The sequence below is a fragment of the Methylophilus sp. 5 genome (assembly GCF_000515275.1).
Taxonomy (GTDB): domain Bacteria; phylum Pseudomonadota; class Gammaproteobacteria; order Burkholderiales; family Methylophilaceae; genus Methylophilus.
In genome coordinates, this window is record NZ_KI911560.1 from 2,185,487 (window position 1) to 2,201,552 (window position 16,066).

The following is a 16,066-nucleotide window of genomic DNA, read 5'->3' on the forward strand; positions in this document are numbered from 1 at the left end:
AATAGACATTAGGCATGACAAAAGAAAAAGCAGTCGATCAGGATCAGCATTTAATTGAAACCACCGTCTCCAGCGCCATCATGGCGCAGGGCAAAATGCTCACCGTACGTTACGACGAAGCGCGCTTGCCCAACGGCATAATTAGTGGTCGCGAATATGTCATACACCCGGGTGCAGTGGTCGTGGTTGCCCTCACCCCAACGGGTGAGGTGGTGCTGGAGCGCCAGTTTCGTTATCCACTCAAGCAAGTGTTTATTGAGTTGCCCGCAGGCAAAATTGACCCTGACGAGCCAGTATTAACCACGGGCCAACGCGAGTTGCTGGAAGAAACCGGTTATACCGCGCAAACCTGGGTCAAGCTGGGTGTGCAACATCCGTGTATCGGTTATTCCAATGAGGTGATTCATATTTATCTGGCCACTGACTTGTCACTTGGTGCACACGCCAGAGATATTGATGAAGCGATGGATGTGTTTGTGTGGCCGTTTGAACGCATCATGCAGGCGATAGAGATCGGTGACATTACCGACAGCAAAACCATGTCGGCCATGTTGCTGGCTGAGCGCTACTTGCGTAAACAGCCACTGCCTGATGTAGGTATTGAAAAAGCAGGGGCAAAGTGATGCGTGTATTACAAATTGGTTGTGGTGGCCTGGGCTCACTCATCGCACAGGCTACGCTTGCTCAAGGGCACGCGCTGACCATTGTCAGGCGCTCGCAGCAGCCGGTGCCTGCTGGCGCCCAAGCGTTGTATCTCGATGTCGTTGCCCAAGCGCAGTTGCCTGCATTATCAAGCTTGCAACCAGACATTTTGTTGTATTGCCTGGCGCCGGTGACCGGCCAAACTTACCAGCAAACCTATGTCGACGGGCTGCGCCATGTGTTGGCCAACGTGGCAATGGCGTCGTTAAAGCACGTGTTTTTTATTTCAAGCACCGGCATTTATGGTGAGAATCAAGGCGAGTGGATAAATGACGACACGCCTGCGGTGCCCGCCGATGAGGGGGGGCACATCATGCTGGCGGCAGAACAGTTATTGGCAGCGTTGCCCTGTGGCCACACGGCGTTACGCGTGTCTGGTATTTATGGCCCGCAACGGCTTTATTTGTTGCGTTTGCTGCAAAATAGCGAACGTTGGCCGACGCAGGTGCATTGGACTAATCGTGTGCATGAGCAAGATGTGGCCGCTGCTGTGGTGCATTTTTATCAGCAAGTGATAGATGGTGCTGTGTTGCCTGAGCATTGTATTGTGACCGACGGTGTTCCTGCCACGCAGCATGAAGTGTTGCAATGGCTGGCCACACAACAACAAGTGCCCGCACCACCAACGCCGCCATTGCAGCCGCAATCCGGCAAGCGTATTCGCAATCAATATTTACAGCAGACGGGATTCAAGTTGCAATTTACCGATTATCAGGCTGGCTATGCCTCTATTTTGTCTAGTCTGCAATAGCTTATGATGCGTGCAAAAAAATCAGTGAAGTGGCAGGCGTTAATAAGCGGGCTGCTGGTGGCCGGATTGGCAATGGCGAGTCGTTTGAGTGGTGCTGAAGATGCTGATGGCTTCGAGTTATGGGTCGCCGCCATGCGCCAAGAGGCGTTGGCGCTACATGTGGCCCCAGCGGCTGTGGATGCGACACTTAATCAGGTCACTTTCTTGCCGCGCTTGATTGAGCTGGACCGCAAGCAACCAGAGTTTGTCACCAGTTTTTCGGCCTATGTGAATCGCCGTATTAACCCGCGTGTGGTGGCCAAGGGCAAGCAGATGGCGCAGGACTACCAGGGCGTACTGTATGTGGTCGAGGAGTTATATCAGGTGCCGCAAGAGGTGCTGGTGGCTTTTTGGGGACTGGAAACCAATTTTGGCGGTTTTATGGGCGATATTCCGCTGGCCTCTGCACTAGCTACGCTTTCTTACGAGGGGCGGCGGGCCGAGTTTTTTAAACGCGAACTATTAAACCTGATGCGCGTGGTTGAGCGCGAGCAGCGTTATGACAGCCCAGTCGTCGGCTCATGGGCAGGCGCGACCGGGCATATGCAGTTTATGCCATCTACTTTGCTCAAGTATGGGGTCGATGCCGATGCTGACGGCAAAATAGACATCTGGAACTCTTACCCAGATGTGTTTAGCTCGGCGGCAAATTATCTGTCCCAAGCTGGGTGGCAGCCAGGCAAGCCGATTAGCATGCAGGTGGCGTTGCCAGCCGGATTTGATTATAGCCAGGCGCAATGGCAACGCAATAAGCCGGTGAGTGAGTGGGTAAAAGCAGGCGTAGCTGGCGTGCCAGACAGTGCCCTTAGTTTGCCGCAAGCCGCCATTTTGTTACCGCAAGGCTATGATGGCCCAGCGTATATGGTATTCCCCAATTTTGACGTGATTATGCAGTGGAACCGCTCCATTAACTATGCGCTTAGCGTGAGTTTGCTCAGCCAGCAATTGCGTCAAGAGACCTACACCCTGACCATGCCGCCGGAGCCGCCTGCACTGAGCTACCAGCAGATGTGGTCTTTGCAGGAAGCGCTTAATGTCAGAGGCTTTGATTGCGGGGCGCCTGATGGCTTTCCGGGCGCTAAAACACAAGCGGCCATTCGGCGCTACCAGGCCAGTAAAGGCTTGCCACAAGATGGCTATGCCGGTGCCGATATTTTTAGCCGTCTGACTGCGCAAGTGCAATCGGCGCAGTAGTTAGCGGCTTTTAAACCAGCCGGTCACACTCACGCGTGGCAAGTGTGTGGGTAACACCTCATGCCAGAATCTGGCGGATAAAAACAAAACCAGCCTGCCAGTCTGGGGTGAAATGTCGATATGCCTGGCATGCTGTGGTGGCGTTTGAGCGTGTTCGTCCAGATATAAGCGCAATTCACCGCCTGCCTCTTCGGGCCAGGCATCATTTAAATAAATAATCGAGGTCAGCGTTCTGGCGCCGGGCGCCGCTTGTTCCCTGTGCTGGTGAAACTGGTCAATATGTGTGGCATAGCCAGTAGCGCCTGCCGGATAGATGGCAAAATGTGTTTCAAAACTATCCAGCCCCATCATCAGGTGCCGATTCACGGCTAACTGAACCTTAGCCATCAACGCCAGGTATTGTTGGATGGCAGGATGTGGGTCGTCTGCTGCCAGCCAGGCGATTTGGTCAGTTCTGAGTTTGAGGTTTTTGACCGCGGACTGGCTGGTCCCTGCCTGGTGCATTTGGCCATGTTGTTGCTGAGCCAGGGCGTATGCACGCAATGCCTGGAGCAGGTCTGCGGGTAAAAATTGATCCATCACGCAATAATACTGGTCGGCCAGTGTGTCGATGATGGTATTCATCATGCCATCAGTCCTGTCTGCGGGGAGGGTGGTGGTGCTCGTCATTCGCATATTATAAGGTGATACCATTGCCTAACCGATGGCTTTCGGATAGAATGCGCAACCTTATTGATTGATAGCCTAAGGCTGTTAATCCAATAGTCGCGTAGCTCAGCTGGTTAGAGCACCACCTTGACATGGTGGGGGTCGATGGTTCGAGTCCATTCGCGACTACCAAATAAAGCACACTCGCACATTTAAAAGCCACCAAGATTTCTGGTGGCTTTTTGCTTTTAAAGCCTCGCTTACGCTGATGCTGTCAAATAGCTGCTGGAGGTGTCCTGGTCTAGCCCGTAGGTTTTAATTAATTTTGCCACTTGTTCCAGCGCATGGCTTTGTTGGGTGCTAGTGCTGGATTGGCTGCTATCGTCACTCTGGCTTTGCTGGTAAGCCATCGCCTCCTGTTGTGTCACCTTGCCGTCACCGTTGGTGTCTGCGGCCTCAAAGTTGCTAGAGACGCTACTCAGTAACTCGGATAGTTTGCTGTCGTCGGTAGAAGAGGCCATGGTCTGCATCTGATCCTGGGTGAGCCCGGTATCTTCTTCGTCACTGCCGCCACGAGGGGGTGGCGGGCCGCCTGCATCACCCGGCGGGGGCGGTGGCATGCCTTGTGCGCCGCCGGATTGCTGGCTGGCGCTTTGCAGTTGCTTAAACAGGTTTTCTATTCCTTGCGATAGCTCGCTTTTGGTAATTTTACTGTCACCATCCGTGTCCATACTGCTGACCAGGTCGCTGACTTCGTTGCTGGTTTGGTCGTCAGCCGAGCCAGAGAGTGCTTTACTCAGTGAGGCGGCATCAATCGTGCCCTGGTTGCTGGTGTCTAGTTTGCTAAAAATGTTGGTGCTGATTTGGCCGCTAACACTGCTTAAACTGATGCTTGTCATGGTGATTCTCCCTTTTGCCTTGAGCCTTAACATGTGTCTTGGCAGGCGCATTTGCCTGTCAACTGGTTTAACGTCACGGGATGGCGCGTCTGAATGCAGGTTTTGTATCGGTGTGTATCGCTTTGTATCAGCAGCTTAAATGCGCGAGCACTCGGTTTCTGATTGCGGAGTTTTCGTGCGCTGTGAGATAATCGAGGTTTGGCCAAAAACAAGTGCCATGTGCTTGTTTTATTTGGTTGTTTAATGTTTAAGAGAGGGAGTCATGCCTGTAATCCGCTTGCCTGATGGGTCATCACGAAGTTTTGAACAGCCGGTGACCGTGGCCGATGTTGCGATGAATATTGGGGCTGGCCTGGCAAAAGCCGCGCTGGCAGGTAAGGTCACGTATACGGGTCAGGAAGCCAAGCTGGTCGATACCAGTCATTTGATTACGCAGGATGTTGACCTCGCCATCATCACCGATAAAAACGAAGAGGGGCTGGAAGTCATTCGCCACTCGACTGCGCATTTACTGGCGTATGCCGTGAAAGAGCTGTTTCCAGACGCGCAAGTGACGATAGGCCCGGTGATCGATAATGGCTTTTTCTATGACTTTAGCTATAAGCGTCCGTTTACGCCGGATGATTTGGCCGCTATTGAAAAGAAAATGGTCGAGCTCGCCAAAAAAGACGAAAAAGTCGAGCGCAAGGTGTTGCCGCGCGATGAGGCGGTGGCTTACTTCAAGAGCATTAACGAGCATTACAAAGCCGAGATTATTGCCAGCATCCCAAGTAACGAAGATGTGTCGCTGTATTCTGAGGGCGGTTTTACTGACTTGTGCCGCGGCCCACACGTGCCTAATACTGGCAAATTAAAGGCCTTTAAGTTAATGAAGCTGGCCGGTGCTTATTGGCGCGGCGACAGTAATAACGAAATGCTGCAACGCGTTTATGGCACCGCCTGGCGCAATAAAGATGAGCTGGAAGCCTATTTGCATATGCTGGAAGAGGCTGAAAAGCGCGACCACCGCAAGTTGGGCAAGCAGCTTGATTTTTACCATATGCAAGATGATGCACCGGGTATGGTGTTCTGGCATCCGCGTGGCTGGGTCATCTGGCAAGAAGTTGAGCAGTACATGCGCGCCAAGTTTAAAGAATACGATTATCAGGAAGTGCGTACGCCGACGGTATTGGATAAAACACTGTGGGAGAAGTCTGGCCACTGGCAAAACTACCGTGACAATATGTTTGTCACTCAATCGGAAAGTCGCGATTATGCGGTCAAGCCGATGAACTGCCCTGGCCATATTCAGATTTTCAACAACAGCTTGCATAGCTACCGTGATTTGCCGTTGCGATTGGCGGAGTTTGGCTCTTGTCACCGTAATGAGCCGTCTGGTTCTTTGCATGGCTTGATGCGCGTGCGCGGGTTCACTCAGGATGATGCCCATATTTTCTGTATGGAGTCTCAGGTTGAGGCTGAGGTGGCTGATTTCATCAAAATGTTATACGAAGTGTATAAAGACTTTGGCTTTGATGATGTGATTGTTAAGTTGTCTACGCGCCCGGAAAAGCGTGTGGGCACTGAAGAAGCCTGGGATATGGCAGAAGCTGCATTGGCTAACGCGATTAAAGCCAATGGCCTGGCATTTGAATATCAGCCGGGTGAGGGCGCGTTTTACGGCCCGAAAATTGAGTTTACGCTCAAAGACTCGCTCGGCCGTATGTGGCAGTGCGGTACGATTCAGCTGGACCCGAACCTGCCTGAGCGCCTGGGGGCTGAGTACGTGGCTGAAGACAACACACGTCAGCGCCCGATTATGTTGCACCGCGCCATTGTTGGCTCTATGGAACGTTTCTTAGGCATTTTGATCGAGAACTTTGCCGGTGCGATGCCAGTATGGTTGTCGCCAGTGCAGGTGATGGTGCTTAATATCTCTGATAATCAAGCTGATTATGTGCGCCAAGTGGTTGAAAAATTAAAGAAAAATGGCATTCGATGCGATTTTGACTTGAGAAATGAGAAGATTACCTATAAAATACGCGAACATAGTTTGCAAAAGTTACCATACCTGATCGTGGTGGGTGACAAAGAAGTGCAAAATGGTCATGTGGCCGTACGTACCAGAAAAGGTGAAGATCTGGGTGTGATGTCGGTAGAGGCGTTTGTGGCGCAAATACAGCAAGACATCCAAAACCGGATCTAATTTCGGGTATTCGTGCGGCTTTGTTTATTGTTAGGGGATTGTTATAGCTCAAGATAAAGATACACGCATCAATGGCGACATTACAGCGCCACAAGTGCGTTTAGTGGGTGTTGATGGCGAACCGTTAGGTGTGATGACTCTTAGAGAGGCCTTTGCCAAAGCGGAAGAAGCTGATATTGATATTGTTGAAATTGCACCAAATGCTGCACCTCCTGTGTGCCGTTTGATGGATTATGGCAAATTCAAATACGCTGAGAGCAAGCGTATGCACGAGCAAAAACTGAAACAAAAACAGGTGCAAATTAAAGAGGTCAAATTTAGACCTGGCACTGATGACGGCGATTACAATATTAAATTACGCAATATCATCCGCTTTTTGGGTGATGGCGATAAAGCAAAAATTACTTTGCGTTTTCGTGGTCGCGAAATTACGCACCAGGAATTCGGCTTGGCCTTGCTCAAGCGTTTAGAAGCTGACCTGACAGAGCACGCATTGGTGGAGCAATATCCTAAAATGGAAGGCCGTCAAATGGTCATGGTGCTGGCCCCGGCTAAAAAAGCTGTGCCAGTGGCCAAAAAGGCTGATAAGTCTGCGCCAGAAGCAGAATAAATTAAGTATTAAAAAGTTTTTTGGAGTAATACGGCTAAATTGGCTGCCTAGTTACTCTTTACTCAACCTCTAAGGAGAAAAAAATGCCAAAGATGAAAACAAAGAGCAGCGCCAAAAAGCGCTTTAAGTTCTTGGGTAACGGTAAAGTGAAGCGTACGCACTCTCACTTGCGCCACATCCTGACTAAAAAAACCACCAAGCAAAAGCGTAAGCTGCGCGGTACTTCTATTATTTCTGCGACAGACGTGAAACGCGTCCGCGCAATGATGCCAACACAATAAGGAGACCGACATGCCTAGAGTAAAACGTGGTGTCGTCGCACGCGCAAGACATAAAAAAGTTTTAAATGCTGCTAAAGGTTACCGTGGTCGTCGTAAGAACGTTTACCGCGTTGCCAAACAGGCGGTGATGAAAGCCGGTCAATACGCATACCGTGACCGTCGTCAGAAAAAACGTCAATTCCGCACCTTGTGGATTGCCCGTATCAATGCGGCAGCCCGTGAAGCTGGTTTGACATACAGCCGTTTCATGAACGGTCTGAAAAAATCTGCGGTTGAAGTTGACCGTAAAGTATTGGCTGATCTGGCCGTGTTCGATAAAGCTGCTTTTGCCAAGTTTGTAGAGTTGGCTAAAACAGGTTTAAGCGCCTAATCAGACCTACCAAAAAAAGAGGCTGCGGCCTCTTTTTTTATTTTAATGTTACTTAAACACTTGAAGAATACTCACGATGGCTGATCTTAATCACTTAATCGCAGAAGCGGCACAAGACTTTGCGGCTTGTCATGATGTTCCTGCACTGGACAATGCCAAGGCCAAATATCTGGGCAAATCTGGTGCGCTGACCGAGGCCTTGAAAGGGCTGGGTAAATTGACGGCAGAGGAGCGCCCGGCGGCAGGGGCAGCGATTAATGTGGTCAAACAGGCAGTTGAGCAGGCATTAAATGACCGGCGTGACGCTATTTTGGCCGCAGCGCAGGCCAAACAATTGGCCAGTGAAACCATTGATGTGACTTTGCCAGCGCGTGCGCAATCAGCCGGTGGCTTGCACCCGGTGACATTGACTTTGCGCCGTGTAGAGGAGCTGTTTCACTCCATTGGTTTTAGTGTGGCTGACGGACCCGAAATCGAAACTGATTTTTATAATTTCACTGCGCTGAATATCCCGGACAATCATCCGGCGCGTGCCATGCATGATACTTTTTACATTGATAGCGGCAATGACAGCATGGAGCACGTATTGCGCACGCATACGTCACCGGTGCAAGTGCATTACATGGAAAACAATACGCCGCCACTTAAGATTATTGCGCCAGGCCGCGTTTATCGTGTGGACTCCGATGCGACGCACTCGCCGATGTTTCATCAGGTGGAAGGCTTGTGGGTTGATGAGCAAATCAGCTTTGCCAACCTCAAAGGCGTGGTGCAGGACTTTTTGCAAAAGTTTTTTGAGCGTGACGATTTAACCGTGCGTTTCCGTCCGTCTTTCTTTCCGTTTACCGAGCCTTCGGCCGAAATGGACATGAGCTGGAACGGTGGCTGGCTGGAGATTGGCGGCTGTGGCATGGTGCATCCAGAGGTGCTTAAACACGTCAATATCGACAGCGACAAATACCGTGGCTTTGCCTTTGGCCTGGGCGTAGAGCGCTTGGCCATGTTGCGCTACGGCGTCAATGATTTGCGCCATTTCTTTAATAATGACCTGCGCTTTTTGCAGCAGTTTATTAAGTAATTCAAACGCCAGTTCACTTTAAATACCGAATTTATACTAGGGTTAGACACATATGCAGTTCTCCGAACAATGGTTACGTTCCATGGTGAATCCATCACTGGATACCGCGCAACTTGGTCACGCATTGACCATGGCCGGTTTAGAGGTGGAGGCGTTAACCCCGGTGGCACCTGCGTTTAGTCACGTAGTCGTGGCCGAGATTCTTGAGGCGGCTAAACACCCTGACGCTGATCGCTTGCAAGTGTGTAAAGTGAACGTGGGCGCAGAGGTGTTACAGATTGTCTGTGGCGCCGCCAATGCGCGCGCAGGTTTAAAAATACCGTGTGCGCTGGTTGGGGCCCAATTACCCGAAAATAATGGTCAGCCTGGTATCCAGATCAAGCAGGCCAAAGTACGTGGCGTAGAGTCTTTTGGCATGCTGTGCTCTGCCAAAGAGCTGGGCATTGCCACGGAGGCTAATGGCATTTTAGAACTGCCAGCCGATGCGCCAGTCGGCCAGGATATCCGTGAATATCTGTCATTGAATGACAGCACGTATACGTTAAAGCTGACCCCTAACCGTGCCGATTGTTTGAGTATTTTAGGCATTGCCCGCGATGTGGTCGCCATGACTGGCGCACCAATGACGGTGCCTGCCATTACAACGGCTGCTGTCGGCAGTAACCTTGTCAAAGCCGTCACCTTGAGTGCGGCAGAGGCATGCCCGGCGTATTATGGCCGCGTGATTGCTGGTGTCAATGCTCAGGCTCATACGCCTGATTGGATGCTGCGCCGTTTAGAGCGTAGCGGCATTCGAAGCATCAGTGCGTTGGTGGATATTACTAACTATGTGTTGCTTGAACTTGGCCAGCCGATGCATGCGTTTGACCATGCGCTGTTACAAGGTGATGTGGTAGTACGTTTTGCTAAGGCGGGTGAAAAACTTGCCTTGCTCAATGACACTGAGGTGACTTTGAAAGCCGATGATCTGGTGATTGCCGATAGCAATGGCCCGGTGGCCTTGGCGGGTGTCATGGGTGGCAAGCCGACCTCTGTCACTGACGCCACACAAGCCATCTTTTTAGAAAGCGCTTTTTTCACGCCAGATGTGATGGCAGGCAAAGCGCGCCGTTTGGGCTTGAGCACAGACTCATCGTACCGGTTTGAGCGCGGTGTGGATTTTGGCAACACTTTGAATGCATTAGAGCGTGCTACTGCCTTGGTGCTCGAGATTTGTGGTGGTCAGGCAGGCGCCGTGACCGCTGTCGCTGCACAATTGCCAGTGCGTAAGCAGGTTGGCTTGCGCCACAGCTATGTGTTGTCAGTGCTGGGTATTGAGGTCAGTTTGGCGCAAGTGGGGCAGTTGCTGACGCAACTTGGATTTGCCTACACAGAAGCGGGTGGCGTGTTTCAGGTGAGCGCACCTAGCTTTCGCTTTGATATTGCACGCGAAGAAGACCTGATTGAAGAGGTTGCCCGTTTGCATGGCTATGAGCATATTCCTGCACTAACACCCGTTGCACCGCAAGGCATGCTGGTGGCGCCTGAGGCCACACGCAGCAAGCACTGGCTGCGCGATGTCATGGTCAATCATGGCTATCAAGAAGTAGTCACTTACAGTTTTGTCGACGCTCAATGGGAGCGTGATTTGTATGGCAACAGCCAGCCGATTGCGTTAAAAAACCCGATTGCCAGCAACCTGAGCGTGATGCGCTCCGGCTTGTGGGGTGGGCTGCTCGATGCGCTGGACTACAACCTGAAACGCCAGCAAACACGTGCCATGTTGTTTGAGCTGGGGTCACGCTATGAAAAGCGCGCGCAAGGCTTTGTCGAAACACTGACCTTGTCCGGCCTGGTGTATGGCAGCGTATTGCCTGAGCAATGGTCGGCTGAGGCGCGTGCATTTGACTTTTATGACGCTAAAGCCCACGTAGAGGGCCTGTTTGCACAGCCGGTACGCTTTGCCGTTGAGTCGCACCCTGCCTTACACCCAGGGCAATCTGCCCGCATTTACTTAGGTGACCAAGCCATTGGCTGGTTGGGTAAATTGCATCCGCAATGGCAGCAACAGTATGGCCTCACCAGTGCTTGTTATCTGTTTGAACTGGATGCAGATGCCGTGTTGGCCACTCAGGTGGCGGCCTATACCGAGGTCAGCAAATTCTTGCCGGTACGTCGCGATTTAGCCATGGTGGTCGACCAGAATGTCTCGGCACAGGCTATGATTGATGCCATTATTTCTGAGCAAATTCCGCAGTTACAAACGGTGAAATTGTTCGATGTTTATCATGGTAAAGGTGTGCCCGAAAACAAAAAAAGCCTTGCATTTCTTGTACTTATGCAAGATACTTGCAAGACAATGGTCGATGAGGAAGTGGATACCATCGTGGCAAAAATCCTCAACAACTGGTCATCCAAATTTGCTGCGTCACTCAGATAATATCGTTGGATAATACCAAGGATATCAGTTGATACAACACAAGCATCTCGCATAATAAGAAGGTTCAGGGGATCGTTAATGACACTCACAAAAGCTGACTTGGCCGATTTGTTGTTTGAACAAGTCGGGCTGAACAAGCGTGAAGCCAAGGACATGGTAGAAGCGTTTTTTGAAGAAGTTCGCAACGCGCTGGAGCAGGGCGATAGCGTCAAGCTGTCCGGTTTTGGTAACTTTGAGTTGCGTACCAAATCCGAGCGCCCAGGCCGTAATCCAAAAACTGGCGAAGAAATCCCAATTTCTGCACGTCGTGTAGTGACCTTTCACGCCAGTCAAAAATTAAAATTACGCGTAGAAGAACACTACGCAGAACAACCATTACAAGCACAGGCTTAGTCTAATCCCCGCACATGGTAGAAACGCAAAAAGTCGCATTGCCGCCTATTCCCGCCAAACGCTATTTCACCATTGGTGAGGTGAGCGAGTTGTGTGGGGTTAAGCCGCACGTGCTGCGTTACTGGGAGCAAGAGTTTACCCAGCTGAAACCTGTCAAACGTCGTGGCAACCGCCGCTATTACCAGCACCATGAGGTGCTACTGATTCGCAAAATCCGCGAACTGCTCTATGAGCAAGGCTTTACCATCAGTGGCGCGCGCAACCGGCTCGATGGCGTAGATGAAAAAATAGATAAATCACGCTCTAATGGTGAAGTTTCTAGCGCACTGGCCGCCAATACGCAGTCGCTGATTGCTGACGAAACCAAGCTGCCAGTGGTAGATATAACCGCGCTCAGAGAGCAAATTCAACAGGTACTACAACTACTAAAAGCCCCAGCCTAAACCGTCTGGCAAGCTTATAAAACCGCATATTCTGCTTAGCGAATATGCGGTTTTGTTTTATAATGCAGCCTTCTTTTCGAGCAGGTTCCTGTTCGAGTCAAACGTCGGGGCGTAGCGCAGCCTGGTAGCGCACTTGCATGGGGTGCAAGGGGTCGTGTGTTCGAATCACACCGTTCCGACCAAAATCTAATCCAAAGCAGTCCAATACAGTCCATAGTAGCCTTAAAGCAACGTTTTTAAGCCATTTGTGTGTCTCGCATATTCAAAGAAGTCCTAAGGCTATAGTATTGAAGGGAATGGCAGGCCAACAATGCTTGAAATGATGAATGCAAAGGTGTTGAGCACTAGCCAGCGGGTAAACCTTGGTAGCTCTCAATGTCATGACTTTCCAGCAGGCGTTTACCCCACTGTAAAGCGAAGTAGTATGCGCATAGAGAAACAACTATACCGGCGATTAGCATCATTAGATTTTAACACCGTCACTGATGCGGTTCATGCCTAAAAGCCATGGAAAAGAGTGCGTCAACACTCAAATTCATTTGATCACAGAGCGAGACTTTTAGTAGAGGTGAGATTAGAACTCTCTATCGGTATTGATAAACTTGTATTTGCAAAGTAAGCTACATGAATATCAATATATTTTATTGTGGTTGGAGGGGGAAGCGAATGAAATATCTTTTGTTGGCTGCTGTCATCTTGATTTCTTCTGTAAATTGCTACGCTCACTCTGGTGGTACCGACAAGAACGGTTGTCACCACGACAGGAAAACCGGCGGTTATCACTGCCACTAAAACACCTGATAGCTTTCTATACATCCGCTCGATGGCGGGTTTTGTTCACTTTATACATAAAAAGTATTTAAAAAAGGCAGGCTTCACTATTAATAATTAGTTTCAGCAAGGGGGCGTTATGGCACTACCAAAAAAAGTAGTTGAGCGTTTAACATTAAACCTGAAGCGTTACCAAACCATCCTGGCCGATGCCAAAAATCGAGATATAAGCGAATCAGACACCGTTGTGATTCTTGCTGACATGCTTGCTGAGCTGCTTGGCTATAAAAAGTACATCGAGATCACAACAGAGTTCGCAATACGCGGGACCTATGTTGATTTGGCCGTTAAGGTCGGCGATGATGTGAGATTTCTAGTTGAGGCCAAAGCAATCAACATCGATCTCAAAGAAAGTCATGTTAAACAAGCGATAGATTATGGTGCGAATCATGGCATTGAGTGGGTAGTATTAACCAATGGTGTTACCTGGCAGTTTTACAAAATTCATTTTGATAAGCCGATTGATAAGTCATTAATATTTGAAGTTGACCTGCTACAAACCACCGCAAAAAATACGCAGTTAATAGAATGCTTTGGGAACTTGAGCCGTGAAGGATTTACGCAATCGAGCATGACAGCTTTTTATCAGCAACAGCAGGCAACAAGTAAATATTCAATTGGTGCTTTACTCACTACAGATATTGTTTTAGTAGCCATTAAAAAAGAACTTAAGAAGCTAAGCCCCACTTCAAAGATAGAGGATGACTTTTTGAGAAAGCTGCTACTGACGGATGTGATCAAAAGAGAGTTGATCGAAGGTGAGCAGGCTGCAGCAGCTATAGAGCTGATTAAGAAATGTGCAAGGGCTCAGGCTCGATTAAAAGCTAAAGCAGTGACTCAATAGTTGCCAAGCTAAGTGTCAAGATATACAGAGTTGTTGTATTTGTATTGTATAAATTAAAAACCGCCTTGTATGGCGGTTTTTAATTTTTTGACAGTGACTTTTATTAAAGTGGGGTGTTTTGTTGCATGGGGTTACCAACGTGATTCAGGGGTTGTTTTAAAAGCTGAGCCCTCATCATTTTGCCGGTTTAAATCGTCATGTCAGGCGCAATTGTCGCAGCGATCTGTTGTTGATTGTTAATGGTGCCGATATGGCGCGCCAATGCTTCGCTGAGGGGCATGGGGCGGTTTAAGTAGAAGCCTTGCGCAAAAGCGACGCCCATGTCTTTCAGGCAGTCTAGTGTGGCTTCATCTTCTACGTATTCGGCAATGGTCTGGATCTCCATGGATTGCGCGACGCTTTGGATGGCTTGTGCCATGGCTAGGTCGACCTTGTTACTGGTGATGTCTCTGACGTAAGCGCCGTCCATTTTGAGGAAGTTGACAGGTAGGTGTTTGAGGTAACTGAAAGAAGACATCCCGCTGCCAAAGTCGTCTAGCATAAAGCGGGTACCCATTTTTTGCAGCTCTGTAATGAGTTTGATGGTGTTATCGATGTTGATGATGGCTGAGGTTTCTGTGACTTCAAAGCAGACATGGCTTGGTGAGATGTCATAGGTGTCAAAGCAGTTTTGAATGTAAGGCAGCAGTTGGGCGTCGCCTAAGGACATGCCGGACAGGTTAATGCTGACAATGAATGGGTTGACGCTGGACTGCATTTTAAACAGGGGTTGTAGCGCCATAAATGCATGCTGGATGACCCAGCGATCAATCTTGGTCATCAGGTGGTAACGCTCTGCCGACGGTAAAAATTCAGCTGGCGGGATAATGCCGCCATGTTCGTCGCGTTTACGGATCAGGATCTCATAAAAGGGTGGCAACTCTTTGTGTTGCAGCGGGAAAATACCCTGGCAGTAGAGGACAAAATCATTATGCTCAATGGCCTCGTTAATGCGCAATACCCATTCCATTTCAACGTGGCGTTTGAGTAACACGTCATCTTCAGGATGGAACAGGTGAATCTGGTTACGGCCGTTATCTTTGGCAACATAACAGGCGGCGTCGGCGTGGCGAGTGATCTCGCCTACATCTTTTAAGGCGGTGGTGATTTCTACAATACCAATGCTGATGCCGGTTTGAAACAGTCGGCCTTCATGCATAAAGCGGAAGGTTTCGACCATTTGCCGCAGTTGTGCGGCAATTTCAATGGCTTTTTCAACCTGGCAATAGCTTAGTAACAGGCCAAACTCATCGCCACCGAGGCGGGCAAACGTGTCTTCTGCACGGATGCGTTGGCTTAAAATCATGCTGATCTGGCGCAGCATTTCATCGCCTGCCAAATGGCCGCAAGTGTCGTTAATGACGCGGAACTGGTCGAGGTCCATGTAGCAGAACACGTGTTCTGCACGATGTTGTTTGACATCTTGCAGGGCTTGTTGCAGCCGTCTTTCCAGCTCTTGGCGGTTGACCAGCCCGGTTAAAGCATCATGGCGCGCCTGATAGCGCAGCTGGGCCTGTGCGTCTTGAATGCGGTGGCGCATGTCAGCTTCTACATGCTGCATGTCTCTGGAAATTTGGTTAATGGTACTTTGCAGGGATTTGATTTCTGGCAGGGTGTTTTTGCCCTGGCTCACTTGCTGGCTACCGATGACAAATCGCTTGAGTGCCGAGGTCATGTCACGAATCGGCTGGCTGATTGAGCGGCTCACCCAGCTGACCAGGATAGAGCACAGCATAAGGGCCAGCGTGATGTAGCCGACATTTTTGATAAAGGCCTGACGGTGGTCTTCGATCAGCGAGGCTTTATCAATCGCTACAAATACGAATCCGAGCAAATTGTGCCTGGGTTCGGTAGAAAACACTTTGACCATGGTGATGTCATGCGTGTTTTGTTGCATGACGATGGTATCTTGTTGCGGCAAGGTATCGCCAAGGTTAAAAGAAGTGCCTAGGTTGGCAATCGGGCGATTATCGGCATCAGCGATAATCAGGGATAAATAGGGCTCACGATTTAACTGGCTGGCTTTGAGCAGGCGCTCAATGTAGTCCTGGCTATGTAGCTCGGTTTGGTTGTGTATCACCGCAGACAAGAATTTTGCGGTGGTTAAAGCGTGCTGGCTGAGTTTGTCTTCTTCTCGTTGCAGTTGTTCTTTGAAGTCAAATAACAACAAAATGCAAGATAACGCGAACACCGGCCCGATAACTAATAACAGCAATCTGGACTGGATACTTAAGTTTTGGAAAAAGTGCATGGATTCCAGGGGGTCTGTTTAAATTGAATCAGCAAGCGCATACAGAAATAGGCTGAATAGCCATAGCGTTCGATTCATGACATCCCCCC

At 49.7% G+C, this 16,066-nt stretch carries 16 protein-coding genes and 2 tRNA genes; 15 read left to right on the forward strand and 3 right to left on the reverse strand.

What is annotated here, in order from left to right; all coding sequences use genetic code 11:
• Window positions 1-14 precede the first annotated feature (14 nt).
• The 3 genes from METH5_RS0110550 to METH5_RS0110560 are packed head-to-tail and all read left to right on the forward strand — an operon-like array spanning window position 15 to window position 2,686.
• Window positions 15-623: an NUDIX domain-containing protein gene (locus METH5_RS0110550; RefSeq protein WP_029148479.1), complete on the forward strand. Its 609-nt coding sequence runs from the start codon at window positions 15-17 to the stop codon at window positions 621-623.
• Window positions 623-1,453, forward strand: coding sequence for an NAD-dependent epimerase/dehydratase family protein (locus METH5_RS0110555; RefSeq protein ID WP_029148480.1), 831 nt, complete (start codon window positions 623-625; stop codon window positions 1,451-1,453). Before METH5_RS0110550 ends, METH5_RS0110555 begins: the two co-directional genes overlap by 1 nt.
• A 3-nt stretch (window positions 1,454-1,456) precedes the next feature.
• Window positions 1,457-2,686, forward strand: a complete 1,230-nt coding sequence (locus tag METH5_RS0110560; protein WP_232411018.1) for a lytic murein transglycosylase — start codon at window positions 1,457-1,459, stop codon at window positions 2,684-2,686.
• Here the strand turns inward: METH5_RS0110560 and METH5_RS0110565 are convergent, their stop codons facing one another.
• Window positions 2,687-3,313, reverse strand: coding sequence for a 2OG-Fe(II) oxygenase (locus METH5_RS0110565; RefSeq protein ID WP_232411019.1), 627 nt, complete (start codon window positions 3,311-3,313; stop codon window positions 2,687-2,689).
• Window positions 3,314-3,449: 136 nt separating this feature from the next.
• On the opposite strand from METH5_RS0110565, the gene METH5_RS0110570 reads away from it, so the two are divergent.
• Window positions 3,450-3,526, forward strand: a tRNA-Val gene (locus METH5_RS0110570).
• 68 nt (window positions 3,527-3,594) lie between these two features.
• Here METH5_RS0110570 and METH5_RS0110575 read toward each other — a convergent pair.
• Window positions 3,595-4,233 carry an EF-hand domain-containing protein gene (locus tag METH5_RS0110575; RefSeq protein ID WP_029148483.1) on the reverse strand — a complete coding sequence of 213 codons (639 nt, stop codon included), beginning with the start codon at window positions 4,231-4,233 and terminating at the stop codon, window positions 3,595-3,597.
• 262 nt (window positions 4,234-4,495) lie between these two features.
• Here METH5_RS0110575 and thrS point away from each other — a divergent pair, with 262 nt between their 5' ends.
• The 11 genes from thrS to METH5_RS0110625 all read left to right on the forward strand — a co-directional run bounded on the left by thrS (window position 4,496) and on the right by METH5_RS0110625 (window position 13,687).
• Window positions 4,496-6,418 carry a threonine--tRNA ligase gene (gene thrS / locus METH5_RS0110580; protein ID WP_029148484.1) on the forward strand — a complete coding sequence of 641 codons (1,923 nt, stop codon included), beginning with the start codon at window positions 4,496-4,498 and terminating at the stop codon, window positions 6,416-6,418.
• Window positions 6,419-6,461: 43 nt separating this feature from the next.
• Complete coding sequence (gene infC, locus METH5_RS0110585) at window positions 6,462-7,028, forward strand: translation initiation factor IF-3 (protein WP_198290720.1); 567 nt, start codon at window positions 6,462-6,464, stop codon at window positions 7,026-7,028.
• Window positions 7,029-7,111: 83 nt separating this feature from the next.
• Window positions 7,112-7,309, forward strand: a complete 198-nt coding sequence (gene rpmI, locus METH5_RS0110590; protein WP_019881750.1) for a 50S ribosomal protein L35 — start codon at window positions 7,112-7,114, stop codon at window positions 7,307-7,309.
• Between the two features lie 10 nt (window positions 7,310-7,319).
• A complete protein-coding gene (gene rplT / locus METH5_RS0110595; RefSeq protein WP_029148486.1) occupies window positions 7,320-7,679 on the forward strand; it encodes a 50S ribosomal protein L20 in 360 nt (119 codons plus the stop codon).
• A gap of 76 nt (window positions 7,680-7,755) precedes the next feature.
• Window positions 7,756-8,757, forward strand: coding sequence for a phenylalanine--tRNA ligase subunit alpha (pheS, locus tag METH5_RS0110600; RefSeq protein WP_029148487.1), 1,002 nt, complete (start codon window positions 7,756-7,758; stop codon window positions 8,755-8,757).
• A 52-nt stretch (window positions 8,758-8,809) separates the two neighbouring features.
• Window positions 8,810-11,176 (forward strand): phenylalanine--tRNA ligase subunit beta, encoded by a 2,367-nt coding sequence (gene pheT, locus METH5_RS0110605; RefSeq protein ID WP_029148488.1) that lies wholly within the window; start codon window positions 8,810-8,812, stop codon window positions 11,174-11,176.
• 78 nt (window positions 11,177-11,254) lie between these two features.
• Complete coding sequence (locus METH5_RS0110610) at window positions 11,255-11,569, forward strand: integration host factor subunit alpha (protein WP_018985782.1); 315 nt, start codon at window positions 11,255-11,257, stop codon at window positions 11,567-11,569.
• A 14-nt stretch (window positions 11,570-11,583) separates the two neighbouring features.
• Entirely contained in the window at window positions 11,584-12,012 is a 429-nt protein-coding gene (locus METH5_RS0110615; protein ID WP_029148489.1) for a MerR family transcriptional regulator, read from the forward strand.
• A gap of 105 nt (window positions 12,013-12,117) precedes the next feature.
• Window positions 12,118-12,194, forward strand: a tRNA-Pro gene (locus METH5_RS0110620).
• Between the two features lie 484 nt (window positions 12,195-12,678).
• Complete coding sequence (locus tag METH5_RS15985) at window positions 12,679-12,804, forward strand: YHYH domain-containing protein (RefSeq protein WP_157381513.1); 126 nt, start codon at window positions 12,679-12,681, stop codon at window positions 12,802-12,804.
• Between the two features lie 118 nt (window positions 12,805-12,922).
• Window positions 12,923-13,687, forward strand: coding sequence for a type I restriction enzyme HsdR N-terminal domain-containing protein (locus METH5_RS0110625; protein ID WP_029148490.1), 765 nt, complete (start codon window positions 12,923-12,925; stop codon window positions 13,685-13,687).
• Window positions 13,688-13,874: 187 nt separating this feature from the next.
• On the opposite strand, the gene METH5_RS0110630 is transcribed toward METH5_RS0110625, so the two are convergent.
• Complete coding sequence (locus METH5_RS0110630) at window positions 13,875-15,977, reverse strand: bifunctional diguanylate cyclase/phosphodiesterase (RefSeq protein WP_029148491.1); 2,103 nt, start codon at window positions 15,975-15,977, stop codon at window positions 13,875-13,877.
• Between the last annotated feature and the right edge of the window lie 89 nt (window positions 15,978-16,066).

What these genes read in the sequence shown, in the direction of transcription:
- METH5_RS0110550 (WP_029148479.1), top strand. Translation starts at nt 15, where the DNA reads ATGACAAAAGAAAAAGCAGTCGATCAGGATCAGCATTTAATTGAAACC.
- METH5_RS0110555 (WP_029148480.1), top strand. Translation starts at nt 623, where the DNA reads ATGCGTGTATTACAAATTGGTTGTGGTGGCCTGGGCTCACTCATCGCA.
- METH5_RS0110560 (WP_232411018.1), top strand. Translation starts at nt 1,457, where the DNA reads ATGATGCGTGCAAAAAAATCAGTGAAGTGGCAGGCGTTAATAAGCGGG.
- METH5_RS0110565 (WP_232411019.1), bottom strand. Translation starts at nt 3,313, where the DNA reads ATGATGAATACCATCATCGACACACTGGCCGACCAGTATTATTGCGTG.
- METH5_RS0110575 (WP_029148483.1), bottom strand. Translation starts at nt 4,233, where the DNA reads ATGACAAGCATCAGTTTAAGCAGTGTTAGCGGCCAAATCAGCACCAAC.
- thrS (WP_029148484.1), top strand. Translation starts at nt 4,496, where the DNA reads ATGCCTGTAATCCGCTTGCCTGATGGGTCATCACGAAGTTTTGAACAG.
- rpmI (WP_019881750.1), top strand. Translation starts at nt 7,112, where the DNA reads ATGCCAAAGATGAAAACAAAGAGCAGCGCCAAAAAGCGCTTTAAGTTC.
- rplT (WP_029148486.1), top strand. Translation starts at nt 7,320, where the DNA reads ATGCCTAGAGTAAAACGTGGTGTCGTCGCACGCGCAAGACATAAAAAA.
- pheS (WP_029148487.1), top strand. Translation starts at nt 7,756, where the DNA reads ATGGCTGATCTTAATCACTTAATCGCAGAAGCGGCACAAGACTTTGCG.
- pheT (WP_029148488.1), top strand. Translation starts at nt 8,810, where the DNA reads ATGCAGTTCTCCGAACAATGGTTACGTTCCATGGTGAATCCATCACTG.
- METH5_RS0110610 (WP_018985782.1), top strand. Translation starts at nt 11,255, where the DNA reads ATGACACTCACAAAAGCTGACTTGGCCGATTTGTTGTTTGAACAAGTC.
- METH5_RS0110615 (WP_029148489.1), top strand. Translation starts at nt 11,584, where the DNA reads ATGGTAGAAACGCAAAAAGTCGCATTGCCGCCTATTCCCGCCAAACGC.
- METH5_RS15985 (WP_157381513.1), top strand. Translation starts at nt 12,679, where the DNA reads ATGAAATATCTTTTGTTGGCTGCTGTCATCTTGATTTCTTCTGTAAAT.
- METH5_RS0110625 (WP_029148490.1), top strand. Translation starts at nt 12,923, where the DNA reads ATGGCACTACCAAAAAAAGTAGTTGAGCGTTTAACATTAAACCTGAAG.
- METH5_RS0110630 (WP_029148491.1), bottom strand. Translation starts at nt 15,977, where the DNA reads ATGCACTTTTTCCAAAACTTAAGTATCCAGTCCAGATTGCTGTTATTA.